21 protein-coding genes and 7 pseudogenes are annotated in these 24852 nt (G+C 59.2%); 10 read left to right on the forward strand and 18 right to left on the reverse strand.

What is annotated here, in order from left to right; all coding sequences use genetic code 11:
* Positions 1–395 precede the first annotated feature (395 nt).
* A complete protein-coding gene (locus RPF88_RS25485) occupies positions 396–704 on the reverse strand; it encodes a DNA -binding domain-containing protein (RefSeq protein ID WP_127399677.1) in 309 nt (102 codons plus the stop codon).
* A 116-nt stretch (positions 705–820) separates the two neighbouring features.
* Between RPF88_RS25485 and RPF88_RS25490 the strand changes: the two genes are divergently transcribed.
* Complete coding sequence (locus tag RPF88_RS25490) at positions 821–1054, forward strand: helix-turn-helix domain-containing protein (protein WP_127399671.1); 234 nt, start codon at positions 821–823, stop codon at positions 1052–1054.
* Positions 1055–2163: 1109 nt separating this feature from the next.
* On the opposite strand, the gene RPF88_RS25495 is transcribed toward RPF88_RS25490, so the two are convergent.
* A complete protein-coding gene (locus RPF88_RS25495) occupies positions 2164–2430 on the reverse strand; it encodes a DNA -binding domain-containing protein (RefSeq protein WP_029354712.1) in 267 nt (88 codons plus the stop codon).
* Positions 2431–2539: 109 nt separating this feature from the next.
* On the opposite strand from RPF88_RS25495, the gene RPF88_RS25500 reads away from it, so the two are divergent.
* Positions 2540–2758 (forward strand): helix-turn-helix transcriptional regulator, encoded by a 219-nt coding sequence (locus RPF88_RS25500; protein ID WP_029354714.1) that lies wholly within the window; start codon positions 2540–2542, stop codon positions 2756–2758.
* A 742-nt stretch (positions 2759–3500) separates the two neighbouring features.
* Here the strand turns inward: RPF88_RS25500 and RPF88_RS25505 are convergent.
* From RPF88_RS25505 to RPF88_RS25540, 8 genes are all read right to left on the reverse strand, one after another.
* Positions 3501–4199, reverse strand: coding sequence for an OmpW/AlkL family protein (locus tag RPF88_RS25505; protein ID WP_337123448.1), 699 nt, complete (start codon positions 4197–4199; stop codon positions 3501–3503).
* A gap of 38 nt (positions 4200–4237) precedes the next feature.
* A complete protein-coding gene (locus RPF88_RS25510; protein WP_337123449.1) occupies positions 4238–6400 on the reverse strand; it encodes a prolyl oligopeptidase family serine peptidase in 2163 nt (720 codons plus the stop codon).
* Between the two features lie 213 nt (positions 6401–6613).
* Positions 6614–7528 (reverse strand): hypothetical protein, encoded by a 915-nt coding sequence (locus tag RPF88_RS25515; RefSeq protein WP_337123450.1) that lies wholly within the window; start codon positions 7526–7528, stop codon positions 6614–6616.
* A gap of 364 nt (positions 7529–7892) precedes the next feature.
* Positions 7893–8171 carry a hypothetical protein gene (locus tag RPF88_RS25520; RefSeq protein WP_337123451.1) on the reverse strand — a complete coding sequence of 93 codons (279 nt, stop codon included), beginning with the start codon at positions 8169–8171 and terminating at the stop codon, positions 7893–7895.
* A gap of 188 nt (positions 8172–8359) precedes the next feature.
* On the reverse strand, positions 8360–8566 hold the full coding sequence (locus tag RPF88_RS25525) for a hypothetical protein (RefSeq protein ID WP_337123452.1): 207 nt from the start codon (positions 8564–8566) through the stop codon (positions 8360–8362).
* Between the two features lie 108 nt (positions 8567–8674).
* Positions 8675–9097: a hypothetical protein gene (locus tag RPF88_RS25530; protein ID WP_126097366.1), complete on the reverse strand. Its 423-nt coding sequence runs from the start codon at positions 9095–9097 to the stop codon at positions 8675–8677.
* Between the two features lie 334 nt (positions 9098–9431).
* Positions 9432–9749 carry a hypothetical protein gene (locus tag RPF88_RS25535; protein ID WP_126097367.1) on the reverse strand — a complete coding sequence of 106 codons (318 nt, stop codon included), beginning with the start codon at positions 9747–9749 and terminating at the stop codon, positions 9432–9434.
* Between the two features lie 29 nt (positions 9750–9778).
* Positions 9779–10888 (reverse strand): helix-turn-helix domain-containing protein, encoded by a 1110-nt coding sequence (locus RPF88_RS25540; RefSeq protein ID WP_126097368.1) that lies wholly within the window; start codon positions 10886–10888, stop codon positions 9779–9781.
* 140 nt (positions 10889–11028) lie between these two features.
* Here RPF88_RS25540 and RPF88_RS25545 point away from each other — a divergent pair, with 140 nt between their 5' ends.
* The gene (locus RPF88_RS25545; protein WP_126097369.1) at positions 11029–11703 is read left to right on the forward strand and encodes a hypothetical protein; all 675 of its coding nucleotides are present in this window, start codon (positions 11029–11031) and stop codon (positions 11701–11703) included.
* 593 nt (positions 11704–12296) lie between these two features.
* Here RPF88_RS25545 and RPF88_RS33455 read toward each other — a convergent pair.
* Together RPF88_RS33455 and RPF88_RS25555 are read right to left on the reverse strand one after the other, a co-directional pair.
* On the reverse strand, positions 12297–12665 hold the full coding sequence (locus RPF88_RS33455; protein ID WP_363233801.1) for a hypothetical protein: 369 nt from the start codon (positions 12663–12665) through the stop codon (positions 12297–12299).
* A 528-nt stretch (positions 12666–13193) separates the two neighbouring features.
* The gene (locus tag RPF88_RS25555) at positions 13194–14387 is read right to left on the reverse strand and encodes a TlpA disulfide reductase family protein (RefSeq protein ID WP_245458614.1); all 1194 of its coding nucleotides are present in this window, start codon (positions 14385–14387) and stop codon (positions 13194–13196) included.
* A 717-nt stretch (positions 14388–15104) separates the two neighbouring features.
* On the opposite strand from RPF88_RS25555, the pseudogene RPF88_RS25560 reads away from it, so the two are divergent.
* A pseudogene (locus RPF88_RS25560) lies at positions 15105–15426 on the forward strand (hypothetical protein); the annotation flags it as partial.
* Here RPF88_RS25560 and RPF88_RS33460 read toward each other — a convergent pair.
* The 4 genes and pseudogenes from RPF88_RS33460 to RPF88_RS25590 form a co-directional block, all read right to left on the reverse strand.
* A pseudogene (locus tag RPF88_RS33460) lies at positions 15423–16309 on the reverse strand (aldehyde dehydrogenase family protein); the annotation flags it as partial. The pseudogenes RPF88_RS25560 and RPF88_RS33460 sit on opposite strands and share 4 nt — an antisense overlap.
* 2 nt (positions 16310–16311) lie before the next feature.
* Positions 16312–16937 (reverse strand): annotated as a pseudogene (locus RPF88_RS25580) (type II toxin-antitoxin system HipA family toxin); the annotation flags it as partial.
* A 258-nt stretch (positions 16938–17195) separates the two neighbouring features.
* Entirely contained in the window at positions 17196–17648 is a 453-nt protein-coding gene (locus RPF88_RS25585) for a M16 family metallopeptidase (RefSeq protein ID WP_337123454.1), read from the reverse strand.
* Positions 17649–17697: 49 nt separating this feature from the next.
* Positions 17698–18033: pseudogene (locus tag RPF88_RS25590) on the reverse strand (hypothetical protein); the annotation flags it as partial.
* Positions 18034–18358: 325 nt separating this feature from the next.
* Here RPF88_RS25590 and RPF88_RS25595 point away from each other — a divergent pair.
* The 6 genes and pseudogenes from RPF88_RS25595 (at position 18359) to RPF88_RS25620 (ending at position 22967) form a co-directional block, all read left to right on the forward strand.
* Positions 18359–18697 (forward strand): helix-turn-helix transcriptional regulator, encoded by a 339-nt coding sequence (locus tag RPF88_RS25595; RefSeq protein ID WP_167498459.1) that lies wholly within the window; start codon positions 18359–18361, stop codon positions 18695–18697.
* Positions 18687–20003, forward strand: coding sequence for a type II toxin-antitoxin system HipA family toxin (locus RPF88_RS25600; RefSeq protein ID WP_126063913.1), 1317 nt, complete (start codon positions 18687–18689; stop codon positions 20001–20003). The genes RPF88_RS25595 and RPF88_RS25600 overlap by 11 nt, the downstream gene beginning before the upstream one ends.
* A 1200-nt stretch (positions 20004–21203) precedes the next feature.
* Positions 21204–21389: a hypothetical protein gene (locus RPF88_RS25605; protein WP_245460175.1), complete on the forward strand. Its 186-nt coding sequence runs from the start codon at positions 21204–21206 to the stop codon at positions 21387–21389.
* A 54-nt stretch (positions 21390–21443) separates the two neighbouring features.
* Positions 21444–22055: pseudogene (locus tag RPF88_RS25610) on the forward strand (Mu transposase domain-containing protein); the annotation flags it as partial.
* A pseudogene (locus RPF88_RS25615) lies at positions 21988–22298 on the forward strand (ATP-binding protein); the annotation flags it as partial. The pseudogenes RPF88_RS25610 and RPF88_RS25615, both read left to right, overlap by 68 nt.
* 192 nt (positions 22299–22490) lie before the next feature.
* Positions 22491–22967, forward strand: a complete 477-nt coding sequence (locus tag RPF88_RS25620; protein WP_337123455.1) for a hypothetical protein — start codon at positions 22491–22493, stop codon at positions 22965–22967.
* A 555-nt stretch (positions 22968–23522) separates the two neighbouring features.
* Here RPF88_RS25620 and RPF88_RS25625 read toward each other — a convergent pair.
* Together RPF88_RS25625 and RPF88_RS25630 are read right to left on the reverse strand one after the other, a co-directional pair.
* The gene (locus tag RPF88_RS25625) at positions 23523–23996 is read right to left on the reverse strand and encodes a hypothetical protein (protein WP_337123456.1); all 474 of its coding nucleotides are present in this window, start codon (positions 23994–23996) and stop codon (positions 23523–23525) included.
* Between the two features lie 98 nt (positions 23997–24094).
* Positions 24095–24466, reverse strand: a pseudogene (locus RPF88_RS25630) (transposase); the annotation flags it as partial.
* Positions 24467–24852 lie beyond the last annotated feature (386 nt).

Genomic DNA, 24852 nt, shown 5'->3' on the forward strand with positions numbered 1-24852 from the left:
GGTGCCCTTGCTGCCGCGTTAGCTGCCAGTTGCCTTGCCAATCTATGAGTTCATTTGGTCAAATCAGACTGCTGCGGCGATCGAGCGGCGAAACTCGGGGTCTGCACGTTGCGTGCCCAGCCCAAGTCGAATAGCGCCTCGCCGTCGATTGCAATTCGGATATTCAGCGGCCCGAATCTGTTCGGCACTCTGTCCATACCCGACCATGCTACTGCGGGGAGCGAGGCTACGAGGAACTGCGGCGGTTGTCGTCGCATCATCCAGCGAGATCGCCAAGGACGCACAGGCAACTGCCAAACCCTGTTTCGCTGGAAGAGCGCTCTCGCCGCCTCGGCTTCGTCCTGCGGGCGCTCAACGGTTCGCCTGCGGGTGATTGGCGGTAGCCAGTTCGTTGCTCAAGAAGCGAACGCCTTGCCCTTTTCGTCAGCCCGGAACAGTTCCTTGTAGCCGGTCGTAATCATCCAGTTCGCCCGGTCGATATGGCTGTGAATAGCTTTGCGGGCGCGCCCCGGTTCAAGTGCCGGGTCAATACCGAGAATGAGATCGGCCATCTCCTCTACGGTAGCATTGTCGGCGCAGGCGTCGAGGATCCTCAGATAGATTTTGAAATGCTGCCTGTCATAGCTCGTGAGGCTGTCTGACCAAGGGACCTCGTCGAGCAGTGTTGAGCTTTGAGTCCTATCTGTTCCCGTTGTTCGATTCATGTCTGCCGCGAACCTCGCTTCTTGATCGCTGGATCCAAGGCAGAATATCCCAAAATGGGATAATCCGAAACGGGGATTAGTCGCTGAGCCGGTCTTCACCTGACCGGTTCACCTTAATGCCCAAATCTCTTCGATCTTCCCGCCACCAGCGGTTTCTGAGCCAGTTGATCTCACTGCGCAAGGACAAAGGACTGACGCAGGCGCAGGTGGCTGAGAAGCTTGGTCGTCCGCAATCCTTCGTGGCGAAATATGAGGGTGGAGAGCGGCGTCTCGATATCATTGAGTTTCTCGACATAACTGCGGCCCTCGACGCTGATCCGTGTGAGATTCTGTTGAGCCTGCGGACGTAGTGGGCGCCCGCGCCCATCACCGCGCGTGCCCGGGTGCCGGTGGGTAGATCCCCGCTTTTCTTGGCTCAGGGCGTCTCGACCATTCCGCTGCGCCTCCTAGCGCGTCGTTAGACTCTCGCAATTCTCTCTGTTGTGCCTTTCCCAGCAGGTGGCGCCGCATCCTTCTAGGCCCGCCGCGGCGTCCCGCAACCCTTAGCTCTCGCTTCGGGTCCTTCTACTCGTTCCGGTCCTTCGGATGCAGTGCGCCTCAGACCGCGGGCCCGTTCCTGTCGTGACTAGCCGCACCGCTTCCTGGGAGCAGCGATTGGCGAGCGGAGGACAAAACGATGAGACAGAAGCGTACCGCCAGCGAAGAGCAGGCGAGGCGGGCACCATGTCCTCAATTCCCGCTCTGCTTCGAAACGTCGGAATCGTTCCTGTCTCCGTCTTGTTGAGGCCAGTTGCGCGGGAACGGTCCCAAACCGCTGCCCAAGCGGGTGCGCCCATAGGTGGCGCAATGCTATCGGTCGTGGTCACGACCAGTCCGGGGACCCCACGGCCGGGCTACACTTAACCAGTGTCCCGCAAGGTCTCCCTTGCTGCCGCAAGCTGCCCGTTGAGCCACGCTTCGGCATGCTGCGCATCCATAATTATGCCGACCGCCTGCGTCATCACGCTTGTCTGCCTGCGAATCCACGCGCGGAGAAGGCAAGTTGCCCGGGACCACAAGGATTGCGGCGGTTATCGTCACACCCGTCCGGCGAGATCGCTGTTCGACGTGGCGAGGCTGGCATGCTGCGCAACGGCATTTCTGGGGGGCGCCGCGAGCATATGCCCTGGCCCGATCGGCGGTTGAAAGCCGCCTCCGGACTCTCTTGAAGTGTCAACAGTTGCGACGCAAGGGCGACTGCAAAAAACCCTGTTTCGCTCAAAGCGCGCTGCCGTCGCCTCCGCTTGGTCCTGCAGGCGCTTCGACGCTTGGCTTGCGGGTGCCGAAGCACTGGGCTATCCGCGCCGACTGGAAGTCCTCGCGATCATCTTCGAGCGCATTCGCGCTGTGGTGATGCGTCGATGCAGGGTGGTTACGCGACTTCGTTGCTTGAAGCGAAGCGACCGCACCGCCCATTTCGTCAACTGGCGAACAAATCCTTGTAGCCGCTCGTCACCACCCAGTTTGCACGGTCGAGATGACTGCGAAGAACGTTCCGTGCGCGCTCCGGTTCGCGTGCCGGATCAATGCCGAGGATCACATGGGCCATTTCCTCTTCAGTGGCGTTGTCGGCTGAGGCGTCCAGGAGCCTCATATAGGTTGTAAAGTGGTCCTTGTCGTAGGCTGTAATGCGGTCCGACCAGGGGACCTCGTCGGCAAACGGCGTGTTCGATTTGGGCTGTAACATCGCTAATTCTATCTCCGGCCAATGGACCCGCGAAGCCCTCTGCCTGCTAAATGTGGATTACATATTATAGTTGATAAACTCAAGCCGCCTGATCCGCTGGCTTGCGTGCATGGATATGCGCAAGTTGGTCGGACGGAATGTGCAGAGGATCAGGCAAAGGAAGCGTCTGACGCAGGAGCAGCTTGCGGAGATTTCCGGGTTCAGTCAGCAGTACATCAGCGGCTTGGAGAAAGGCCGAAGAAATCCGACAATTATCACGATCTATGAACTGGCATTGGCCCTCGGCGTCAGCCACATGGATCTGGTTCGGCCCGACAAACAGGCCTGATGCACCTGCCCTCCAAGTACCTGGCGGCCTGACGGCGCGCGCCGGGTGCTCGTGAACCCAATCCGCTTTTCTTAGGGCCCCGGCAGCCCCTGCCATTTGGCTCGCCTGGCACGGGCGCACCCTATTGGACAGTCGGCCGCTGCGGTTTTTGTCAGCCTTTCCTGGGGCGTGGGGGTTGGTCGGCATCCCCTTTTAGGCCCGCCGCGGCCTGCCGCAACCTTCGCTCTCGCTTCAGGTCCTTCTCTTCGTTACGGTCCTTCGGATGCGGTCCGCCGCTTTCAGCGGGCCTAATCGCTTTCTGCCGCCCACCCACGGGGACAGGCACGCGAGACTGGTATGGAGCGTTGCGGTTAGCGCGCGAACAGCAAAGGAACTGAAAAAACAGGCAACTGTCGCAGCATGGCTGAACCAGCCATCGTGCCGGCATCTAGGAGCCGCGTGTTCGCCTTGCGCTGACACGAAGCTCAGACATGACGTCCGGGAGACGATGCTGGCAAATGGTCTGGCTGAAGCATTCCACCCATAATACCAAAGCCCGTCCCGATCCAAAGCGCTTCTAAGCACTCCATCTCAGGCGCAAGGCCGGTTGGCCAGTGCACCTTCTTGGTCCGCCAGAAGAGAACCCCGCCCTCTCGACAATCGGCTTCATGAGGTCTCGCCCTGCAGTGTCGACCGTAAAAAAGGGCGCGCGAGGCGCCCTTCATTTAAACCGGCAGTCGGGAAGCAGACTTCACTCTGATATTCAAAAGCGGTAGGTGACACCTGCGCCTATCAGCCAGGGATCGAGCTCCGCCTTCCCCGTCAGCTTCGCGCCGGCCACCGTGACGTCGAAGTCCGGCTTCAGGAAAAGCTTCTTCACGTCGAAGTTGAGGCCCCAGTGCTGGTCCACCATGTAGTCGAATCCGACCTGCAGCGCCGTGCCGAACGTGTTCTTCACCTTGAGAGCATCAGCGCTGCCAGTGTCCTGGTTGTAGAAGATCGTGTAGTTCACGCCGGCGCCGACATAAGGCTTGAACGCGCCGAGATCGGAAAAATGGTACTGCAACGTGAGCGTCGGCGGCAGCAGCCAAACTTTGCCGATGTTGCCCAACCCTCCGATCGTCCCTTGGCCCGCGATGTTGGCATAAGTGGTACCGAGTATGATTTCGGCGGCGATGTTGTCGGTGAAGAAATACGAGATATCGAGTTCCGGCGTCACCGTGTCCGAATACGAAAGACCGGAGCCGGGAAGCGTATCAACGTAGCCCAGATCTTTCGTAACGACGCCCAACGCCCGCAGGCGGATCTGCCAAGGGATTGGCGCTTCGGTGACCGAGGCTCCCGTCTCCGCCAGGACGGTCTCTGCTTGCGCAGGCTCCGCGGCGACGGCCTGCTGTCCCACCATGATCAGGGCCACCGCCGCTGCTGTTGCCCGCGCTACGCCCATTCGCGTTCTCGCCATGAGATTCACTCCTTGATGTTCAGAAAGGATGCACTGCACTATTTCGTCTCCTGCTCGAATGAATTGTTGATGGACCTCAAATGCCCCACTTGCGTTGCAACGCGTTCCGCCGTCTCCGGAAGGTGATCGTTGAAGCCGATTGCGCTGCGGAGAAAATTGGTGCCTAGACTGATGAATGCGGCTTGCTCCCGATTGTCCTCGCCGCAGCCGTGCCCGCCTGCGCTGGCCTCGTAGAAGTAAGCGGGATAGCCAAGAGCCTGCAGTTTTGCGGCCATCTTGCGCGCATGGCCCGGATGGACGCGGTCGTCGCGTTTCGTGGTGGCGATCAGGATAGGCGGATAGGGCTGTCCCGGCGCTGCGGCGTGATAGGCGGAGATTTCCTTCAGGAAAGCCCAATCGTGAACCTTGTCCGGATCGCCATATTCGTCGATCCAGCTCGCGCCCGCCAAGAGCTTGGTGTAGCGACGCATGTCGATAAGCGGTGCTGTGCAGAACAGAGCCCCGAAATGCTCAGGATAGCGGGTCAGCATGTTTGCGATCAGCAGGCCGCCATTTGAGCCACCCTCGGCGGCAATCCGCCTCGGCAGGGTGATGCCCCTTCGCACGAGGTCGGCGGCAACGGCGGCGAAATCGTCATGGGCGAGACGCTTGCCCTCCCTGCGCCCGGCTTCGTGCCAGCGGGTGCCGAACTCGCCGCCGCCGCGGATGTTCGCCTCGACACACGTGCCGCCGCGCTCGAGCCACAGCTTGCCCAGCGGGGAGTTGTAGTAGGGCAGGAGTGATACGCCGAACCCGCCATAAGCGGAAAGGTGAATCGGAGCATCTCCGTTCCCGTTCGCCGGACCAACCTGCGTATAGGGGATCAGCTCATGATCGATAGAGACTGCCTCGTGGCGCGTGACCACCAGTCCGGATGCATCGAAATTCTCCGGGCTGCGCTTCAGGATTGCTGAAGCGCTGAGAGACGGCGCGGCATTGAGATCGAATAGCAAGAGCTGCGGCGGCGTGATCGGATCCTGAGCACAGACCAGGACCTCTCCATTGGCCTCGTGAACTGCCGCATCGAATGACCAGACGTGGACAGTCCCTTCGGCGGGCAGAGTGTCCAGGACTCGGCGCGTCCATTCCTGGTGGCCGGGAGTGAACATCTCGAAACGCGGTACGAGATTGATGAGGTAAGAGATAATGAGCTTCCCGTCATTCCAGAAGAATGACTGCAGGGAGCGCCTTTCCCCTGGTTGAAACAGGGTCTCAAATCGGCGTCCGCCGGCGAGGAAAGAGCAAAGCGAGATGACGATCAGCGCGTCGGCGGGATGGGTGGTGCCTCCCACCGTCCACGGCTTGCGCGGCCTTACCGCCAGCCAGTCGCCGAAGACCCGCCACGACGCGTCACGAGGAAGATCGATCTGCCTCCTCGGCCCGCTCCTGTCGCCGATCCAGCTGATTTCCTCGAAGAAGGCCGGCTTCTCGATGAACCAAAGGCGCTCGCTGCGGCCGGTGCGGTCCGAATGACCAGACACCTTGAGGCTCTCGAACCCGGCCTCGAAGATTACCGGCGTGGTGAGGGGATCCGCGTCACGCTTCCACAGTCGCACGGTGCGCGCATAGCCGGAGCGGGTGGCCATGCCATTACCAAGCGCACTGGAAAGCAGAAGCGTGTCAGGGTCCAGCCAACTAACGTAGCCTTTGGCCTCGGGGAGATTGAAACCGTCGGCGACAAAGCTCAGAGAGATCAGGTCGAATTCGCGATGCACGACCGCGTCGCTGCCGCCGCGCGACAGGCGCAGAACGGCTCTTTCCCGTCTCTCCGGCTCGATGGACGCGCCGTCCCAGATCCAATCCTCTCCGTCGCTAGCCGCGAGAGCATCCAGATCGAGCAGTAGCTCCCATTGGGGATCCGCCTTCATGTAGGCGGCAAGGGTGGTCCGGCGCCACAGTCCGCGTGGATTTCCGGCATCTCGCCAGTAATTGTGGAGGTACTGACCATGGCGCGCGATCAGGGGAAGGTTGTCGCGATTGTCGAAAATGGCTGTCAGAGCCGCGCGGTCGCGCTCGAACTGCGTTCCACCGAAGTGCTTTAGGGTCTTTGCCGACTGGCCGGCGGCCCAGGCAAGTGCCCGCTCGCCCTCTATATTTTCAAGCCAGAGATAGGGATCGTCGTCGGGAGCATCCAGCGTTGGACGGACATCAAATGCGTTCATGTCCGAACGACCTGAGGAATGAAAGTGGAATGGCTTCCGTTTGATCGGGAACGCTCAGTGTTGGTAGCGGCGCCCACATGTTCGAAAAGCGTGATCATTGATGAGTTCTTCCAGTCGGTGCGGCATCGCAGTGCTTTTGCGCATAGGACCGCAACCGACGTGCCAACTGGGAAAATCGTTTCGGAACAATGCGATCGCTCTGGAAGCGTTGTGTCACATGTCCGACATCGTCGAGAATCCGACAACGAGTGCTCCTCCTAATCCCGGGTCAACTCCGGCGCCAGTCGGTGACACCGTGCAGAATTCGAGCAGACGAGCGCCCCCAAGCTCGCGAAGCGCATTGAAATACGTGAGCACTGTCAGATACGGATCGGCGGCATCTTCCCCTTCTTGCGTCGGGCTGGAAGTCAATGCCTGCGCGCCTGCCAGCAGGGTCTGCATGCTCCGAAGAAAGAGGAGTTTAAGCCCGCGACCCTGACTCGCCACACCGACGTAGAGGCGGGCTGGCTCTCGTGCCGATGGCACAGTGCTGGCGAAGAACCTGTCGGTACGGTGGATGCCGGGTGGCGGAAATACGGCCGTCTCCGAACGATCGAACAAGGCTGCGATCTGTTTCTCCGCCCTTCGGACGGTCGCGGTCGAGGCGACGATTTTTGGACGAATGAGTCCATGAAGACCCGGCCGCGACGACAGCAGGTCGATCGCTGTTTCGTAGAGTGCGGCCGCCGTTCCAAGCGGGCCAGAGATCAGGTGCAGTTCGTCCTGGATGACAAGATCCGGCGGATCGAGCCGATGCCCGTTTCCGAAGGGGCGACCTTCGCCTGGCTCAGACGCGCCGAAGAACCCCTTGTCCGGATCATGCCGATCTACGTGTCCAAAGAATGCGCCGCTCTTGCCAATCCATGGAAGGGAGGCAAATTTGTCCACCGTGGCGATGAGAAATGCGGGAAGACGGCGGTAAATTGGCTCGTCCACCACGAGCACCGGCAGGTGTCGATCCCGCGTGAAGTCGCATTCGGCGTTCTCGCATTTGAGCACTAGATTCTGCGGAGCTGTCCTGTTGGGCGTGAAGTGGAAGCTCTCTGGCTTGAAGGGCTCACCACACCAGGGACATGCCTTCAGTGGCACCGGGGTTTCGTCTTAGGTCTGCTCTGGTACCGCTTCAGCCAGGTCGTCGCGGCGTCCTTGCCGGAAGAATTTCGCGGCTGGATTGTTCGGTGAGGCTGCGCCGCCCACCCAGAGTCCAATCTCGATCGGCCATTCGCCAAGCGTCTTCCGGCCATTGTCATCATGGGTCCGCAGGAGTTCGAGCGCGCAGACGAGACCAGCGGCGTGAGCAGGCGTAACGTGTAGCGCATGATGACGCTGATGCCCGCACCCAGCACGCCAGATCCGCGGAGCCGCCTCGGCACAATCGCATAGGCGGCAAGTCCAAGATATGCTTCCGTCTTGCCGCCGCCGGTCGGAAAAAAGCAGGTCGACGATCTCGCGCTCACCACTGTTTCGGTCGGTCACGCCAACGAGATTGAGGAGGACGAAGGCTAGCTGGAACGGCCGCCATGTTGGCGGGTCTACATCGCCCGGCAGCTTCTTCTGCCTCGCGCCGGCGGTTGGCCATCGCCATCGCCGTATTCATCAGGCCGAATGCTTCACGCGCCATCGTATCACGCTTAAGGAGATCTATCCCATCGCGAATCCTGCTGCCGGCGGTGTCAACATTTTCCAGAAGCGCCTGGCCCGTCTTTAGCCGTCTCGGCGCAAGCCCTGTCATCAGTCCTTCCTGACTCCGCCGCCACTCGGCGTAAAGTTCAGGCAGTGAATCCAAGGCTGCACTGACCGCTTCGGCTCCGGAAACGGCAGCCCGAGCGAGAGCCTCCATGCCGAACTCGACGCCATCGCTCCTTGCCGGGACGACACGTTCCACCTCCTGCTGCGGAAGGAAATCGGTCCAAACACGCGTCACGGGAGCGGATCGTTCGTCGCGTCAAGCCGTTCTTGCCAGCCTGCAGATGTGTTGCGACCAACGGCATATTCGCGGACATCGCGATAATGGAGATCGCCCAGCCTAAGGTCGAAATCATCGGACTGGTAGGTGGACAGGTCGCTGCGCGGATAAAATCCATCCGCACATTCGAGCTCGATCCGGGTCTGGAACGCGTAGGCCACGTCCTTGTACGGAGCCTTTGTGCTCCGTCGACGGTTTACCAAGAAGACGGTGATGACGCGCAGACGCTCTTCAGCCCCCTCCGGAGTCTTTTGACGGAGCACACGGTGTCAACGGCGACTTCGATGCCGCCGCCCGGCCTCTGAGTCAGCGCTTTCCGGCAGCAGGATTCCGGACTGGTTCCGAGTGACGTCGAGGACGATCGCGGCTTCGCCGGGAACCCGAACCCAACGGAGGTTCTCGGGCTTTTCTGGCTTTGGCTTGCCCTTTCCCGACAGTTCGGGAATGAGGAGCGCATCGGGCAATGGGGGCTCCGTCTTATAGTTCCCCCATGTTGCGCGCAGCGTGACTTGACTCACCGTTTGCGGAAGAACCACCGTCAACCCTATCGACGACGGAAGAAACCTGTCCCGCGGTGGTTGGTCAGTCGAATCCTTCTCCTCGACCTCCCCCTCGACAGCGGAGTCCAGCATCTCACTGGCGAGAAGGTCGTCGGCGGTTTCTTCGATGGTTTCCTCGCCGTCAGGTATCACAGGCGCAACACCGTCGTAGGCGGGAACGATAAAGCCCCCGGCGTCCCAGCGATTGCTTCTCGGTCAAACTTCGCGTGCGAGATTCTGATCAAGGTCAGGATTCGGGCCGACTAGGTCGCGGCGGAGGATGTCGATCAGCTTGTTTCGTACCTCGAGCGAATTCGTCATGGTGTCGGTCTCTCAAGGTAAAGCTGCGCAGCGTCTGGTCGAGCCATTTTTGGGTATAGGCATCTTTAACAGGACCTTCGGACGATGGCCGATATCGGCGAGGAGCCGCTCCAACGAGACCAGTCTGTCGCGCAAGCCGAGGCGCAGCCCAACGCGAAGACTCGCCTTATCCGGACCGCAAAGGAGCCAAGCGTCGCTGCGCGTGATGGTGTGTCCAGAGCATCTGCTCTCCGGCGTCCAGAAAGCGCATATGGTCGTCACGCAATAGCGCGCTCGCGCGTTCAATGTCGCTGACCGGATGTACGGCTTTAAGTGTCTCTCTCAGAACATTAGCTTCGATCTGCTGTTCGGGCCGCCGCCTCTGGAGCCCTGTCTGGGTTTCGATCTCACACATCTCGACCGTCTCCACCGGGTACCCGCTCGTCAGCGCCTTCCATGCCGACACACGCCAGCACTCGATGATGACGTTGGTATCGACCAGCAACGAACTTCGGTGCCGCGGCATTCACCCGCCTACAACTCGTATGGCGCTTCCACGCTGTGAACTGCAAAGAGGTCCGCAAGATCGTCGATCGAGATGCCGAGCAGGTGCAATACGCGCCTCATCGCCACGCGACCCTCATTGACAGCCTTGCCGATCACCTCGACGAACGTCGGGGAGAACAGCGGAAGCAGCGGCTCTTCGGCGGGCTTGCTACGGCCGTTGTTGCGAAGGCGATCTTCGGCGATACCCCTGCCAATATCCTTGTCGATCCAGTCAAGGCCGACCAGCCGCCAGCGCAATGCGGAAGCCGTGACCCTCAATTCATCTGCGACCGCGTTCAGCCGTACGATGAGTTCGTCGCCTGCCAATTCGGACCAATCGCCAACCTTGCCAAGCACAGTTGAAGGCATGAGGAGAGCCGAGGCGAAATTGTCGGCGAGTTGCTCGACCCGGCTACGTTTCTTGGGCACGACATCTTCGACATGATCCGGCGGCATCGCGTCCCAGGTGAGGATGTGGAAAAGCTCGTGAGCGAGGTCGAAATGGCGGCGACCCGCAACCTCGCGGCGATTGATCAACACGACATCCAGTTCCGGCAGGCGGCAGGCGGCGCCCGACACGCCTTCGATCGGATCAACCATCAGGACCAGCATTCCGAGATCCCGCTCCATGACCTCGGCGAGGCGAGCGGCAGGCACGTTTCCTAGCTTATATTCGCCGGCGAACCGGTCGCCCGCAGCCGATGCATCCTCGTAGCTGGATTCTTTTGAAAGACCGAGCGAGCACCTCAGCAGCGGAGCTTCCCTGCCCACTTGTGGCGCGAGCGTACGGAATGCCGCGATCACGCGGCCCGCGTCTTCTTCGTAACCCAGTAGGGCACGACCGATGACGCCGTTCTGACGCCAGGAGAACTTACCTTCGCCGACGAGCAGAAACGGATCGGTGAAAAAGTCCAGCGGAACGCGAAAGATTTCGACGGCGCGAACGAGTTCCTCGGCCGAAAGTCGCCGCTCGCCCGTCTCGATGGCGGAAATGGTCTGGCGGTCCTTGAAGCCGAACAGACGCGCGGCCTCCTCCTGCGAGAGGTTGCGCTGTCTGCGCAGCGCTTTCAAACGGATGCTGATGGTGGGAGTCGACATGTCGCACCTCCGCAATCGCTATAATCTTGCGAATTTTGAAATGCAAGGATATGTCGCGATTTGGACCAGCAAAGCCCCCGTGAGGATCGTGGCTGGCCGTTGATCGGAAACGAATCGGAGGCACCTTCAGGTAACGCACGATGAATTTCACCATTTCCCTTTCTGATGCAGCTCGTCACACTATTACGCTTGCCACACTGGAAGCCTATGTTCTCGGAGATGGTCGTCCGCGCCGAACAAAGCTGGAAACGCTGGGGTATCTTTGGGGCTTCAGTCGCGAGGACTCGAAAGGAACGACCCATTTCCATGTCGATCTTATGAGTCTCAGCATTTCAGCCGAGCGATCACGGAACAGCGTGAAGCCCAACAATCAGGCTGTCCGCCTGAAGAGCGAACTGATGGATCGATGGGCACCACACTTGACGCTCATCGGTGATTTCCACAGTCATCCCTATGAAAATCTTGCCGAGGTACGGGACAGTAGTGGATTCGAGTTTTCGGATGCTGACGAAGCAGCATTTCTAGACGACGACTTCCTGTGGGAGCGGGCTAACAGCCAGCCAATCATGCTGGCAATGACAATCTGCAAGCTGGCGCGGGTCCATGAAAAGCATGCCGCTGAGACCATACGCTCGAACATTGCGCATTTCGACGTGGGTGAATTTCGGTTCTGGTTGAATGCCGCTGTTGGATTCCTAGACGCCTCCGGGTCCAGACGCTGCACTGGGAATCGGCCTTCAAACGTGGAACTCAGAATTGATTCTCGCTTCTACAATTTCTCGAGAGACAGGCTCGTCGTTGCTACCGTGCATTGATTTCCTCGCCTTCTCCTATGGGACCTTAAGTTTCGTGCGGAAAAAACGATTATCAAGAACTCGCCGACGTAAGTCCGGAAATTGGCACGCTACAGGCAGGCCTTACGGTTGGAATGATAATGACACTAGAGCTCATCTTATGACTTGCGAGTCGGTTTCCGATGTAACTACGCGAAATATCAATTCGTCACAGCTATGTCCCTGTGGTTCATGACGGTGGTTTCGGGGGACTATTCTTTTGCAGAACGCTTCTTCGACGCGACACCGCCGAGTGGAAAAATCTCTGAGCGTGTTTCCGCTCCAGAAGAGACGTTGGTTGGAGCCGACGCAAGCATTCTAGACTTCATCCGAGACGCCGACCAAAGGCCGTGTCGGCTAGTTGTTTCCTGACGCCAGACCGAAGGTCTCGTCAGCATTTCAGACATGCAGAAATTGCCAGTGCGAGCAGCGTCCATGGCGGATGCGATAAGGAGACGCTTCGAAACGCCGGGCCGCTGGCTGGAGAAGCTTAGCGCCGAAAGAAGAAAGAAGATTTCTCAAGTGATCGCCGATGCGAAGAGTGATGATGGATTTGTGGACGAGATCCTATTCACTCAGTTCTGCGACAAATCTGATGTTGTTCGAAAAGGAATAGAGCTCCCCCGGAGCGCGACATCGGCCGCCGACGTGTTCCGGCGAGCTGAGAAACTTAGAAATGCTGTTGCGCATGGAAATGACTGTGCCTGGCTCCTTCCGCCGCGAAAAATATCGCAGTGTTGGTCACAGATATGATGATTTTCAAAAGGGAGATTGATGGATAGAAGGCTTGCTCTGCACAGTTGCCTTTTTGGTGCGTTGGGAGACTGTCGACAGCGCGGCCCTTGCGTGTTGGATAAAGCCGCAAACCGGTTGCAAGAAATTCCGTTCGGATCGACGAAAATGACGGTGGCCGCCATCCCATGCACCTGCATCATGCCATTCAAGGCCGAGGCTCTGGTCGAGGTCACCTCATTGAGGATGACGGCGGCCTGAATTGCCTGGATCAAGCAGCCAACCGTGGTACGCGACACCTCATTTATTGAAATGAGGGTGGGTCCGGTGTTCCGGCATTGAAGTCCTGATATCAATTGTGCGACAGGCTGCCTCATCGAACCGCTGGCGGAGGCAAGCGTGGGCTGCAGTACCAGATCACAGGCATGCCGCCAGCGAGGCCCTCCCATGTGCTTAATGGCCATGCCGCCAAGATCGAATTCGCTACCGGCATGAAACCTTGGTGTGGTGGAGGTGTTGAGAGGCACCTGCGCCAGGCTGGCGAACGGTTAGTAGCGGGCAAAACCCGTAGCTCAGCTCATAGCCCGCCTAAACAAAGGCGGGCATCGTACAAGGCCGCAGTCCTTCGGACTTAGGTCCAAAAGAGCGGCCCAGGTGATTTCGCAAGCCGGGCGGGGTTTGCGCCGTTCGCATCAAGAGCTGTCCGCCCGGCCAGTTCTGTCCCTCACATAAGCTGGCGGTCAGCCGCAAACGGTATACCAGCTGTCGAATCGGCCATTGTTTGGAACCGCACACAGAGCGCCGTAACAAACCTTCTCACCCTTGAAGTAGGCCAGGAACTGCAGCAAATGCGATATTTCGCGCTGTTCATCTTCGTCCCGGATAAGCTCCGGACCGCCCTGCGACTTCAGTGCCAGTTCGATCAACTCGATCGCCCGATCTTTGTTGCCGCTCTCGTGATAGTAGAGGGCTGCCAAACGATAGGGCAGGAGCTTACGTTTGTCGCTTTCCGGGGGATTCAGTGCCAGGATGTGTTCGGACAGCTGTTTTCCCATCGCCAAGCGCTCAGCAGACGGAAAGTGCGAATGGTCATAGTTCGGAAAGAAGAGCTCGTCTAACGCCGCAACCATCCAATTCTCGGAGTTTCTGTTGATCGCGTCGCGAACGAATTGGCGCATGACGGGCAAGCCGACCTGCATGTCCTTCATTTTGTGAAGCAACAGATTCACATGAGAACGGCGGAAACCGAGGTTGTCCGGCATCAAGGCGATGCCTTCTTCGATCGCCGAGAGCGCCGTCCTCCAATTCTTTTTCTCCACCGCCGCCCGATATCTGTCATTGATCGGCTTCTTCAGCGCTTGTTCGCGCGCTATGGGTTCGCCTTCCGCGATCCGCTCCGCATCGGCGGATTTTGCTTTATCGCTGGTGCGCCAGCTGCCGTTAAGCACCTTCGGCAAGACCTCATCGAGTTCCGTCGGTGCACCAATAAAGGCGATGCAGCCGTCTCGGTCGACCACGAAACTGGTGGGAATCCAGAAAGAAAAGCTGGGCTCCATCCAAAGCTTGTCCATTTCGCCTGTCGAGTCGAATGCGATCCGATAGTTCAGATTCGGGAACTTTTCCGTCAACCAAGCGTCCAACGTGCTTCGGGCCTCATCGGCCGTTGGAGCGCGTTCACTAGCCGCGACTCCTACGATCTCAACGCCGCTTTCCCTGTATTTCTCCTGCAGCTGCATCAGATGGGGCATCCCGTCCACACACGAACCGCACCAAGTTGCCCAAAATTCGACGATGTACACTTTGCCAGGCTCGAAGCTGGTGAGGGGCTCGCCACGCAGCCAGGTTTCCGCTTGAATCGAAGGAGCCGGGGACTCGATCTGCAACACCACGTTGTTCTCCAAAGCCGTTGTCAAAGGTTGTGAGATTTTCTGCACGAGCTTATTTCCCTCTCAGAGACGGCACACGGTTCAGGGGAGAGAACATCCTCGTCTGCTCCATTGCATACCGTCCTGCTGCAAGCGTTGCAAGGTCCATGCCAGCGGGCTCGGCGCGCAAGTGCATGAATATGCTTTGAAAAACCTCCGTAGTGCCCGGATGGCGGTTGGATTGAACCTGACAAATTTCTGCCTTTGTCAGGTTTTGAACGCGCATTGCCCGTGTTTCGCGCCGCCAGAAAAGCGTGGCCCATCCGCACGATCCTGAAGCCCAAACCGTCGAACCCGTGCGACACCGCCGCAATCATGTCGCGCCATGCATCGATGCCAAGCGCCTCGGCGTTGAGCTCGCAGCACGCCAGAGACATCATCGACGAGACGTTCAAGCTCTACCCGGGAACGGGAAAACGGCCCGAGGTTTGGCCTTGGTCGGGACGGCCGAACGGCAATATCGCCGAGAGGGAAAGACGCAGAAGAAGATCATCACACCCGGCGAGCCGAAAGTGTCGGCAAGCCATCGCAGAAGGCAGCAAACATGCAGGCCCAGACGTATCGCTGGGCGATCTGAGGGAGTGGCATACGTCGCGCGCCTGGTGCAGAAATTGCTCGCATCATGCCGAAGTAAGGTCGGCCGCGCTAATCCGCCGGTATGGCAAAGGCGCGCTATTCAGCACGGTCGAGGGCACTTGGTTGCCCGGGAATTGAACCGGCTCATCACTGGTCAGTGACAATGCCAGCGAGTTCATCTCGAACGCCATCCTCTCCTGCGCGGATCAGAACCGGTCGAATGGCATTCCATGCGCATGGCAAGCATCGCTATCGCCTGTGGCGCGCCGACTGCAACACCGCGCGGCCGCACTCCCAAATCGCCTGGCAGACATCGGCCGAGTTCGCCACCACCTTCAACCCGCGACGGTCGCTCGCGCTGCGCTATGCGAAAGGTTCCGCGCCAGCGCCCGTCGCTTCACCCGCCCAGCAGCGCACAACCCACGCCGGAAACGAACCCAAAACTGGAGAAACTCGGGGCGACGTCATTTAGATTCCACCCATGCAGAGGTACTTCATTCCGAGGTAGTCTTCGAGCCCGTGGCGGGAACCCTCCCGCCCGATGCCGGACTGCTTCAAGCCGCCAAAGGGCGCCGCTTCCGAAGACATACGCCCGTATTGATGCCAATCATGCCATCCAATGCCTCGGCCACGCGCCAGACACGCCTCAGGTTCGAGGCATGGAAATAGGCGGCGAGCCCGTAATCGTGTCGTTTGCCTCACAGATGACCTGATCCGCATCGTGGAAGCGGATGATCGGCGCCAACGGCCCGAAAGTCTCCTCTTGCGCAACCGCCATGATGCTGGAGATCTCGGTGAAGACTGTGGGTTTGAAAAAGGTGCCATCCTTGCCGATATGTTCGGCCGCGCATCGAATTATCCCACCTTTGGCAACGGCATCTGCGATGTGGGACTCGATCTTGGCCAAAGCATGCATGTCGATGAGTGGTCCGACGTCCACTCCCGGAGCGAAGCCGTCGCCAACCGATAAGTGCCGGACTTTCTCCACGAACTTCTCGACGAACTCATCGTGAACGCTCGATTGGACGTAAAGCCGGTTCGATGAAACGCGCAAGTCTGGCCGGCATTGCGGAACTTCGCCTGGATCGCGCCGTCAACCGCAGCGTCAATATCCGCGTCATCGAAGACGATGAAGGGCGCATTGCCGCCGAGCTCGAGGCTGACCTTCTTGATCTGGTCCGAGCGCTGGCGCATGAGCAGTCGGCCAACCGCGGTGGAGCCTGTAAAGCTGATCTTTCGGACCTTGGCATTGGAGCAGAGTTCGCGGCCCCACGCGACCACCTTCGGTCGCATAGACCAGGTTGACGACGACGTCAGGAAAAGCCGGCTTGCTGCGCGAGGGCAAACATTGCACCTAGCCGTGCCACGCCACGATCAGATCGAGCGCGGCTTCGTTGCGTGCGGGTTCTGTGGTCAGTGGAGGGCGGAGGAAAAAGCGCTCGGCGTGCTCGCCCTCGCGATACCGCTGGTTCGCGCCGGCAAGCGCCCATGTCGCGTCGGCAGCGCCCTGGGCGCTGCCGTATTGTTCTATGAGGCGGTTCGCGATTGCCTCGCGCATCGTCTCGCCGATGGATGCCGCGTGTTCGCTGCGCAGGCGGAAAGCTTCGAGGAAGCGCTGGCGCATCGAGGAGACGTCGATCCGGAATTCTCCCATTCCATCATCGACAACCGCTTGAGCGACTGATGGGTGGTCGGGAGCTGCGTTCTGAATGATTTCCAGCAAGCGCAAGCGCGTGCGCTGTATTCGTCGCCCGCTCAGGAACAGGCGGCCATCCCGGGTCGGGCCGAGAAGCACAGCGCTCGCCGCCGAGAGGTAAGCGTTGGGATACAGGTATTTGGCGATGGCGTGCTTGAGTATCATGGCCTCGATATCCTCCCCGGCATCGAGATAGATGCCGCGCATTAACTGGACGAGCTTGCCCGTTTCAGCCTGATAGTGGCTGCGGGTTTTATCGATGTTTTCACAACGAGGTGAAGGGCCATTTCTAAAGTTCCCTGAGATACGGGAAAGCTAGCATAATCATCATATTCAAGAGTTTCTAACTTTCCCGTATTTGGTATACTCAAAAGTTAGAATACTTTCTCGGAACGACGGCATTCTTCGGGGCGGGAATCGAATCACGGGAGAGAACCTGGTCTGCGAGGGCGCGCAGGCAGTCTCAAGGCGTTCATTCTGCCACACCATAATCGGATCAGCCACACGTAGTTCGGCGAGTCCTTCAGCTATTGTAGAGCGTGGGATTATTCGCTGTCACGGGCCAACGCCCGGCCAAGCGTGGCGGAAATCGACCTGGAGGAACCCAGATTGTCGATAGCATAGGCGCCGATCAGATACTTCTTGCTCGCTTCGAGTTCGGCCGCTGTTGGGCCTGTGTCCACCAGCTCGTTGATTGGTTGTGTTATCAGGTCGAGCGTCTCGGCCGCCCTGTCGGCGCGCGTCGACGTCGTCACGACAAGCATGTTGGAATGCTGGTAGCCTTCCAAGCTGGACGAGACACCGTAGGCAAGGCCGCGCTTTTCGCGCACTTCCTGGAACAGACGTGAGGTAAATCGTGAGCCTCCGACTATATCGTTCATCAGCTGTCCCGCGTAGAATTCCGGGTCGTTGCGTCCAATGGCGGGAAAGGCCAGCTGGAGCGAAGTCTGGTGGAGGGCGTATGCGACCTGCGTCCGCTCGGCGCTTCGGGGTGACATCAGGTACGGGGGCGAGCGCCTGTTTCTGAGGCAAATCGCCGAACAGCTGGTCGAGCCTTGCTCTCAGGGCTTTGGCATCTATGTCGCCTACGACCGCCACATGCAGCCCGTCGCGGGCGAAAGCGGCTTTGTGGAAGGCGCTTAGATCGGAGGGCGTTACGCTGGTCAGGCTCCCTTGGGCGGTCTCGAATACGCCGTAGATTCCGCGCCGCCAGGCCAGCTCGGCGATCGCGTGAGGTTCGCGCTCATTGGCAATGATTTCGGAGAGAAGCTGGGCGCGTATGCGGTCGAAAAGTGCTGGTATAGCCGGCTGCGAGTCCCGCCGCCGAGGATGTCGGCCAGTAGTCGAGCGCCTCGGCCTCGCACCAGGGACCGCCCATCGAATGACTCATGCGAGGCGTCTCAAGGCTGTCCGCGATCCAGCGCCAGATCTCCGCCTCGCCCGAGGCGCGCAGAGCTGGCCGGTTGTGCAGGAGCCGTAGGCAATATTCGCCTTCCTTGTTCGGACGTGTAACGCTTGCGTCTCCCGTCGCATTCTACCTGGCTTTCCGAACGTAGCCGTGATGCGAACTCTTGCTGCATATAAAGTCGAATCAGGGGGATTGAGTCATACGATACGGAGTCTTGACTTTGGCAGTCGCTCTGCGACATTACCTATATAAAGGTCGAAAGATGGTGATATGGATCATGCATAGGTCACGGAGACCCGAATGACGGCAGCGCATAAACGCACCTATTCGCGCTACGCGATGGAAGCGCTTGGCCTTTTCGGTAAGACCATCCGGCTGGGCCGGATGCAGCACCGGTTAACCGCACAGGAGTTAGCCGAGAGAATCGGTGTTTCACGCAGCACCCTGCAGCGCATCGAGAAGGGCGATCCCAAAGTCGAAATCGGACTGATGTTCGAAGCTGCTGCCATTGTCGGTGTGAAGCTGTTCGATGCCGACGGCAATGGCATCACAGCCCTCACAGGCCGCATTGACGATCGCATCGCGCTGCTGCCGAAGCACGTCTACAAGGCCGGCAAGCAGATCGTCGATGAGTTCTAAGGTCCCCAAGTACGACGAAGCCTATGTCTGGGTCTGGCTGCCGGGCGAGACCGCGCCGGTTGTCGCCGGGCGGCTATATGCCCATGACGGACTCGTCAGCTTCAACTATGGCAGGAGCTTTCGTGAACTGGGCAGCGCGATCCCGCTTTATCTCCCGGAACTGCCCCTGAAGGCAGGCGAATTGCCTTTGCTTCCTGGCCTAACCATGCCGGGATGCATCCGCGATGCTGCCCCCGATGCCTGGGGACGACGGGTTATCCTAAACCGCAAATTCGGTGTGAAGGGCGATGAAATCGCGCGGCTCGATATTTCAGAACTGACGTTCCTGCTGGAATCAGGCTCGGACCGCATCGGCGCGCTCGATTTTCAGTTTTCGCCCACGAATTACGAGCCGCGCGCACTGGCCAATGCCACTCTCGAAGAGCTTGTCCAATCGGCGGAGCGGGTAGAGAAAGGTATTCCGCTCACCCCCGAATTAGATCAGGCGCTGCATCACGGCAGCTCGATCGGCGGCGCAAGGCCAAAGGCGCTGATCGAGGATGACGCCGTCAAGCATGTCGCGAAATTTTCCTCGTCTGCCGACCTTTACAGCGTCGTCAAAGGAGAATTCATAGCCATGCGGCTTGCCGCCTTGTGCGGCATCAGAGCGGCATCCGTCTCGCTCGTTCGCGCCGCAGGCAACGACGTGTTGCTCGTCGAGCGATTCGACCGGATCAAGGTCACGGGCGGCTGGCAACGCAAATCCATGGTCTCAGCGCTGACGATGCTCGCGCTCGATGAGATGATGGCGCGTTACGCCAGCTACCAGGATTTGGCGGAGATCATTCGCCACCGATTCACCGCGCCGTCGGAAACTCTGCGCGAGTTATTCAGCCGCATTGTCTTCAACATACTTTGCGGCAACACCGACGATCATGCCCGCAACCATGCGGCATTCTGGGATGGCGCTAAGCTCACCCTCACGCCTGCGTACGATATTTGTCCGCAGGCCCGCAGTGGCCAGGAGGCCAGCCAGGCCATGCTCATCAGCGGCAATAACCGCATGAGCCGGATAGCGTCCTGCCTTGAAGCCGCGCATCACTTCCTGCTCAGCGCGCCGGAAGCTCTTGCGATTGTTGAAGGCCAGCTCCGATGCATTGCGGAGAATTGGCCGCGTGTTAGCGAGGAAGCTACGCTATCCGGCACAGATCGCAATCTGTTCTGGGGCCGACAGTTCCTCAATCCCTACGCTTTTACGGCGCTGGAAGGAAGCGCCGACGTTCTCCGCGCTCTGGCTGACGAACTACGCAACAGTGTTCACGCCTGATCCGGCGCTGGATTTCGGACAAGCTCGGCAAGCGTAAGACGCCCACAATATGGACAACCCTTGCCGTGCCAGGACGAAGATTGAACAAACGGCTCTTCAACAGTGACAACGTGCACTGCGGAGAGATGTGGAGCTGACACCGCAAAAGCCCAAGACGCGCGACTTCCCGCGATACAACTCCACATAACTGAGCGTCTACAAGCGGTGCAGCCAGCCAAACATCCAGCCATCAAAGCGATGATCGTCTGATCTTTTGCCGATGACATCACGTCGGGGAAGACTTGTTCGAGCGCTTGCCGCTTCATATCGATACCGGCCTGGGCGTAGCGCATCGTTAGTTCAGCCCGAGTGGCCTGGCCATCGACTGATGGTGGCGATGTCAACACCCGCCTTGACGAGGTGGATGGCCGTCGTGTCCCGCAAAGGGCGATGATGGATGCTTTTTTCCGCCAGGGTGGTTCCTTCGCCCGCAGCCATGTGTGCGCAGCAAGTATCGAACACCGAACCGGGTGAGCAGTGTGGGGCGGTCGTTGCTTTGCTCGGCGGGACAGGGCGATACCAGACGAAGGTCACAATCGAAGAGTCAGGATCCCTGAACTCGTGCATCCGTATTGAACATCAGCGAAAACAGAGCGTAATCCCGCTGTCCAGAAGGCGTGCGGCGGTCGATACGCGCCAGGACGCTCTTGATTTCCGGGCTCATCGAGATATTCGACAGGTGCCACCCACGCGCTCTCTTGAAGGGAAGTGTCACCACCAGTTGCAGCGTATCCTAATATTCGGGGTGCTCCGAAATCAGGAACCGCGCAAAGGCATGCATCGCCGCCAGCCTTGCATTGCGGGTCGCAACTGCCACGCTCGACCTCAAGTGATGTGAGAAAGCTGCCCATCCTGTCGGTATTGATGTCGGAGACCGCTTCTTTCAAGAATATCTTCCCGCTCTCCCGCGGCATGAGCCCGTGGCATGCTTCGGCCCAATGCTGTGGATTGATGTTTCTTCATGCCACAACCTCGCTGACGAGACCGCCGAAAGGCCCTTCAAAGCGGTCGGTGGCGATCTCTCGCAGCTTTGGAAGGTAGTGCATTGATTTTTCGTGGAATGGGGACCCTGTTTAAAGGGTGATTTTCGTCCAAACGGGACCCTTTAACGATGGGGTCATCAAGATGCCTCCGGCTTGATCGGAGGCATTTGTGTTTTGGATGTTGGTTTTAGAGACGATTGCAAAGATACGTCGGCTGTCGCTGGTCCAGGGGAAGTCGATCAAGGCGATCTGCCGTGAGCTGAAGATCTCGCGCAAGGTGGTGCGCAAGGTCCTGCGTTCTGAGCAGACGGAGTTCCGCTACGAGCGCAAGCACCAGCCCTCCCCGCATGGGAGCCTGGCGTGAGACGCGGGACCGGCTGCTGTCGGCGAATGCGGCCAAGCCGCAGCGGGAGCGGCTGCCGGTCGCTTCGACGGCTTCCATTGCATTCCCCCGTCGGTGTCGAAGACCTGCACGGTGCGCTTCGACAACAACAAATACTCGGTGCTGTCGAGTGCCGTCGGTCGGCCCGTCGAGATCCATGCTTATGTCGATCGGATCGCATCCGCCAGAGGATGGCGTGGTCGTGGGAGAACACGTTCGCTCCTTTGGCCGCAACGAGGTCGTCTACGATCCCTGGCACACGGCGCGCGCCGTTCCTTAGCTGGGTCCTGCGGTCGGCAATGGAGAAGGTGCGGCGCAGCTCAAGGCGGTTGATGACGTCGACCGGCAGATGGTGTTGATCCTCACCTGGGTGCTGACCGACGGATTGAGCGCGGTCGAGGCCGCCTGTCAGGAAGCCATCGAGCACGGTGCATCGTCGGCGCCGGTGATCCTCAACATCCTGGCCCGCAGCCGCGATCCGGCGCCGGGCACGATCCTTTCCATTCCCCAGGCGCTGAAGCTAGCTCACGAGCGGTCGCCGACTGCGCCCGCTATGACAGTCTCAGGAGGACAAACGGCCATGGAACGCACCGAGGTACTGGAACTGATGGGAGCGCTGAAGCTCTACGGAATGCGCAGAGCCTATGACGAGATCATGGGCGCGTCGCCATCAAGCGACGGCACGAGCCCAGGATTGTCGGTGATCTCTTGCAGGCCGAGATATCGGAGAAGCAGGCCCGCTCCATCAAATACCAGTTCGCTGTCGCCAAGTTGCCGCTGGCCAAGGACATCGACGACTTCGACTTCGCCGACACGCCGGTCACCCCCTGATGCGCGATCTCGCCCGGCGGCGCCTTCGTCGCCGATCAGCGCAACATCGTCCTGGTCGGCCGCCTTCACGGGTCACCCAACTCGCGCGGAAGGTCGACCGCATTGCGACGGGCGCGTGTCGACTTCCCAACAATGTCAGACAGGAGGCACAACGCTATCGGAGCGATCGCATTGCCCGAAACGATTTTCCCAGTTGGCACGACAATTGCGGTCCTATGCGCAAAAGCAAACTAGACCTGAGAGCCGCACCGCATGAATGTAGCCTCCCAATATCTGCCGCTTGTGGCGCATCACGAAGCCGGGCACGCGGTGGCCGCCATCGTTTTGCACCGTCAGGTGTTCGACGACGACCGTGAACTCCCTGCTTTCTCAAGTGTTAGTATTTACCCCGACGCCGGTGACGGAGAGTGCGGTGGTGTTGTCGAAGGCGCGGGTTTTTATTCAGCGCAAGGAGTCACCTCGAAGCGAAAGCCGATTTTCGAGGACGATATGGATCGATATTTGAAACGCGATTGTGCGATCCAAGAGATAGTTGCGTGTCTGGCAGGTCCTTTTGCAGAATCCGCATTCGAAGGCTATCTGGACCCGCGCGATATGGCGATGAATGCGTCCGATGGGAATGACGGGAGCAGCGACTACGCGGATGCCAAGCGAATCTATGGTGAGTTGCGGTTCCTGATGCCGCGCCGCCCCGTTGGAGGCGGATCGAAGATCGCACGGCCCGGCTAGTACTCGATCACTGGTCAGCCATCGAAGCATTGGCCGCGCATTTGCTGGTCAAGCATGATCTCCAATTCGATGAGGCTCTGACGATTGTTGCGCCGCATCTTCCGCCCATGCCAGCAGCTACGCCGCCAGAGCGTCATCCGCAGCCTGCTTGATCAGCCATTCGATGTGATTTGACCACATCTGCAACACCTCGCGCCTCTCCTTGACGTTGCTAAAGAGATTGTAGATTTCGCCAATGTCTCAGGGACGACGCCTTGTGTTCACTATGTGCTCGATGACGTGTGGCAATACCTGCCGCCTGCCGAGATTTGTCGCGAGCGTCCTGCGCAGATCGTGAAGGGTCCCGTTCTCCAAAGCCACCCCGTCAACATTGACCTTGCCGTCTCGAGCCTTCTTGCCCTTCGCGTAGCCTGAGAAGTGGCTTTTTTTGTTGACCCTGGCAGGGAAAACAAACGTGTCATTAGTCTTCGGTGCCGACTGGGGGACCGACACCGCCAGTGTGGACAGCGGAATAAGCGTAGGCTCTTCGTTCTTCGTGCGGTCATCCGATAGTTCTCATGTTCCGGCTTCAAGGTTGAGTTCAGACCAATGCATCGCGGCAACTTCCGTACGCCTCTGTCCGGTCAGCATGAGCAGCTTGACGATGGAGCCGAACGAATAGCCGATATCGCCCGGTTCGGGCTCACAGCCCGTCCATATAGCCGCCAGTTCGGCATCGTTCACCACTCGCTTGCGCTTGACGATCGGGGCCGGATACCTAATTTCCCAAACCCTCGCGGGAAACCGCGATGAGCCGTTGCGGCGGTTTGCGATACCAGTTGAAAATGCCCGCATATACCAGAAGGCCGTGTTAGCCCTTTGCGGGTGACCCCCGGCGACGATCTTCTTGGTGATGTTAGCAATGTCCGTGTCGATCACATGGTGGATAGAGCGACTCCCGAGGGCACGCACAAGATACCGGTTCAGGCTGGCCTCGACCAGTGCGGTGTTTTGAGGGTCGTTACTCGGCGGCCTGGAGGTGATCGCCATCGCCGTCCTCGGTATCGTCAGCGCTGATATGCGCCTGATCGGCAAGGAAGGCTGGCAGTTCCGATGGAGCTATGCTGGAATTTGGGCGACGAGGCTGATCAAGCGGCGCTCTGCGGCTTCGTTTCGATGACCTGGATTCCGTCCAGGAACCTGGCACCTGCGATGAGTTTCGGCAACTGATTTTGTCCTTTCAATCGTCGCCACTTCCTGGCCGCGGCCAACAGCTTGAAGACCATCAGCTGGGCGGTTTTCGAGGATAGCGAGCCCTTGGTGCGAACCGTGCGATAGCGAACGGTTGCAAAGACGCTTTCGATGGGATTGGACGTTCGCAGATGATCCCAGTGTTCGGCGGGGAAATCGTAGAGCGCCAGCGACGCATTCTGATCTTTCGTCAGGCAGTCGACCGCCTTGGCATACGCCTCGGCCTCCATCTCGATCGCATGCGCAAGCAATTTGCGCGCGCCGCTGCGAAGTACATCCGTCAGGGTATCATCGATTTCGTCGGGCTGACGAAGGCGAACAATGTGTTGATAGTCTCGTTCATGGCGTATCACTCTCCTTGAGAGGTACTGGCAGGCTTCATCACCCGCCTCGATACGCCGCTCTCCTCAAGCCGCCATCATCCAGTTTCCGCCATGGCTCCCCCTGATTGATCCGCTTCACCTGTGCAACTGCACAGGCTGCCCTAGCGGGGAGATTGGCCTCCAATGGCGAAAACTTGCCGCAGGAGACCCTCCGATGACCGTGCCTATGGCGCCGCCGCTACGACAACTTGCCGACAAGCAGCGTGCGATCCACTGCCGCGCTACTGCGCCTTCAAGGGACGTCTGGATCGCGACGCAGGAGCCGATGACCG

Origin of the sequence: Mesorhizobium sp. ISC11, from assembly GCF_037162595.1 — a bacterium.
Classification (GTDB): domain Bacteria; phylum Pseudomonadota; class Alphaproteobacteria; order Rhizobiales; family Rhizobiaceae; genus Mesorhizobium; species Mesorhizobium ciceri.

Excerpts from the sequence above, each read along its gene's own strand:
- RPF88_RS25485 (WP_127399677.1), bottom strand. The coding sequence starts at position 704 with ATGAATCGAACAACGGGAACAGATAGGACTCAAAGCTCAACACTGCTC.
- RPF88_RS25490 (WP_127399671.1), top strand. The coding sequence starts at position 821 with ATGCCCAAATCTCTTCGATCTTCCCGCCACCAGCGGTTTCTGAGCCAG.
- RPF88_RS25495 (WP_029354712.1), bottom strand. The coding sequence starts at position 2,430 with ATGTTACAGCCCAAATCGAACACGCCGTTTGCCGACGAGGTCCCCTGG.
- RPF88_RS25500 (WP_029354714.1), top strand. The coding sequence starts at position 2,540 with ATGGATATGCGCAAGTTGGTCGGACGGAATGTGCAGAGGATCAGGCAA.
- RPF88_RS25505 (WP_337123448.1), bottom strand. The coding sequence starts at position 4,199 with ATGGCGAGAACGCGAATGGGCGTAGCGCGGGCAACAGCAGCGGCGGTG.
- RPF88_RS25510 (WP_337123449.1), bottom strand. The coding sequence starts at position 6,400 with ATGAACGCATTTGATGTCCGTCCAACGCTGGATGCTCCCGACGACGAT.
- RPF88_RS25520 (WP_337123451.1), bottom strand. The coding sequence starts at position 8,171 with ATGACAGGGCTTGCGCCGAGACGGCTAAAGACGGGCCAGGCGCTTCTG.
- RPF88_RS25540 (WP_126097368.1), bottom strand. The coding sequence starts at position 10,888 with ATGTCGACTCCCACCATCAGCATCCGTTTGAAAGCGCTGCGCAGACAG.
- RPF88_RS25545 (WP_126097369.1), top strand. The coding sequence starts at position 11,029 with ATGAATTTCACCATTTCCCTTTCTGATGCAGCTCGTCACACTATTACG.
- RPF88_RS25585 (WP_337123454.1), bottom strand. The coding sequence starts at position 17,648 with ATGTCACCCCGAAGCGCCGAGCGGACGCAGGTCGCATACGCCCTCCAC.
- RPF88_RS25595 (WP_167498459.1), top strand. The coding sequence starts at position 18,359 with ATGACGGCAGCGCATAAACGCACCTATTCGCGCTACGCGATGGAAGCG.
- RPF88_RS25600 (WP_126063913.1), top strand. The coding sequence starts at position 18,687 with ATGAGTTCTAAGGTCCCCAAGTACGACGAAGCCTATGTCTGGGTCTGG.
- RPF88_RS25605 (WP_245460175.1), top strand. The coding sequence starts at position 21,204 with ATGTTGGTTTTAGAGACGATTGCAAAGATACGTCGGCTGTCGCTGGTC.
- RPF88_RS25620 (WP_337123455.1), top strand. The coding sequence starts at position 22,491 with ATGAATGTAGCCTCCCAATATCTGCCGCTTGTGGCGCATCACGAAGCC.
- RPF88_RS25625 (WP_337123456.1), bottom strand. The coding sequence starts at position 23,996 with ATGGCGATCACCTCCAGGCCGCCGAGTAACGACCCTCAAAACACCGCA.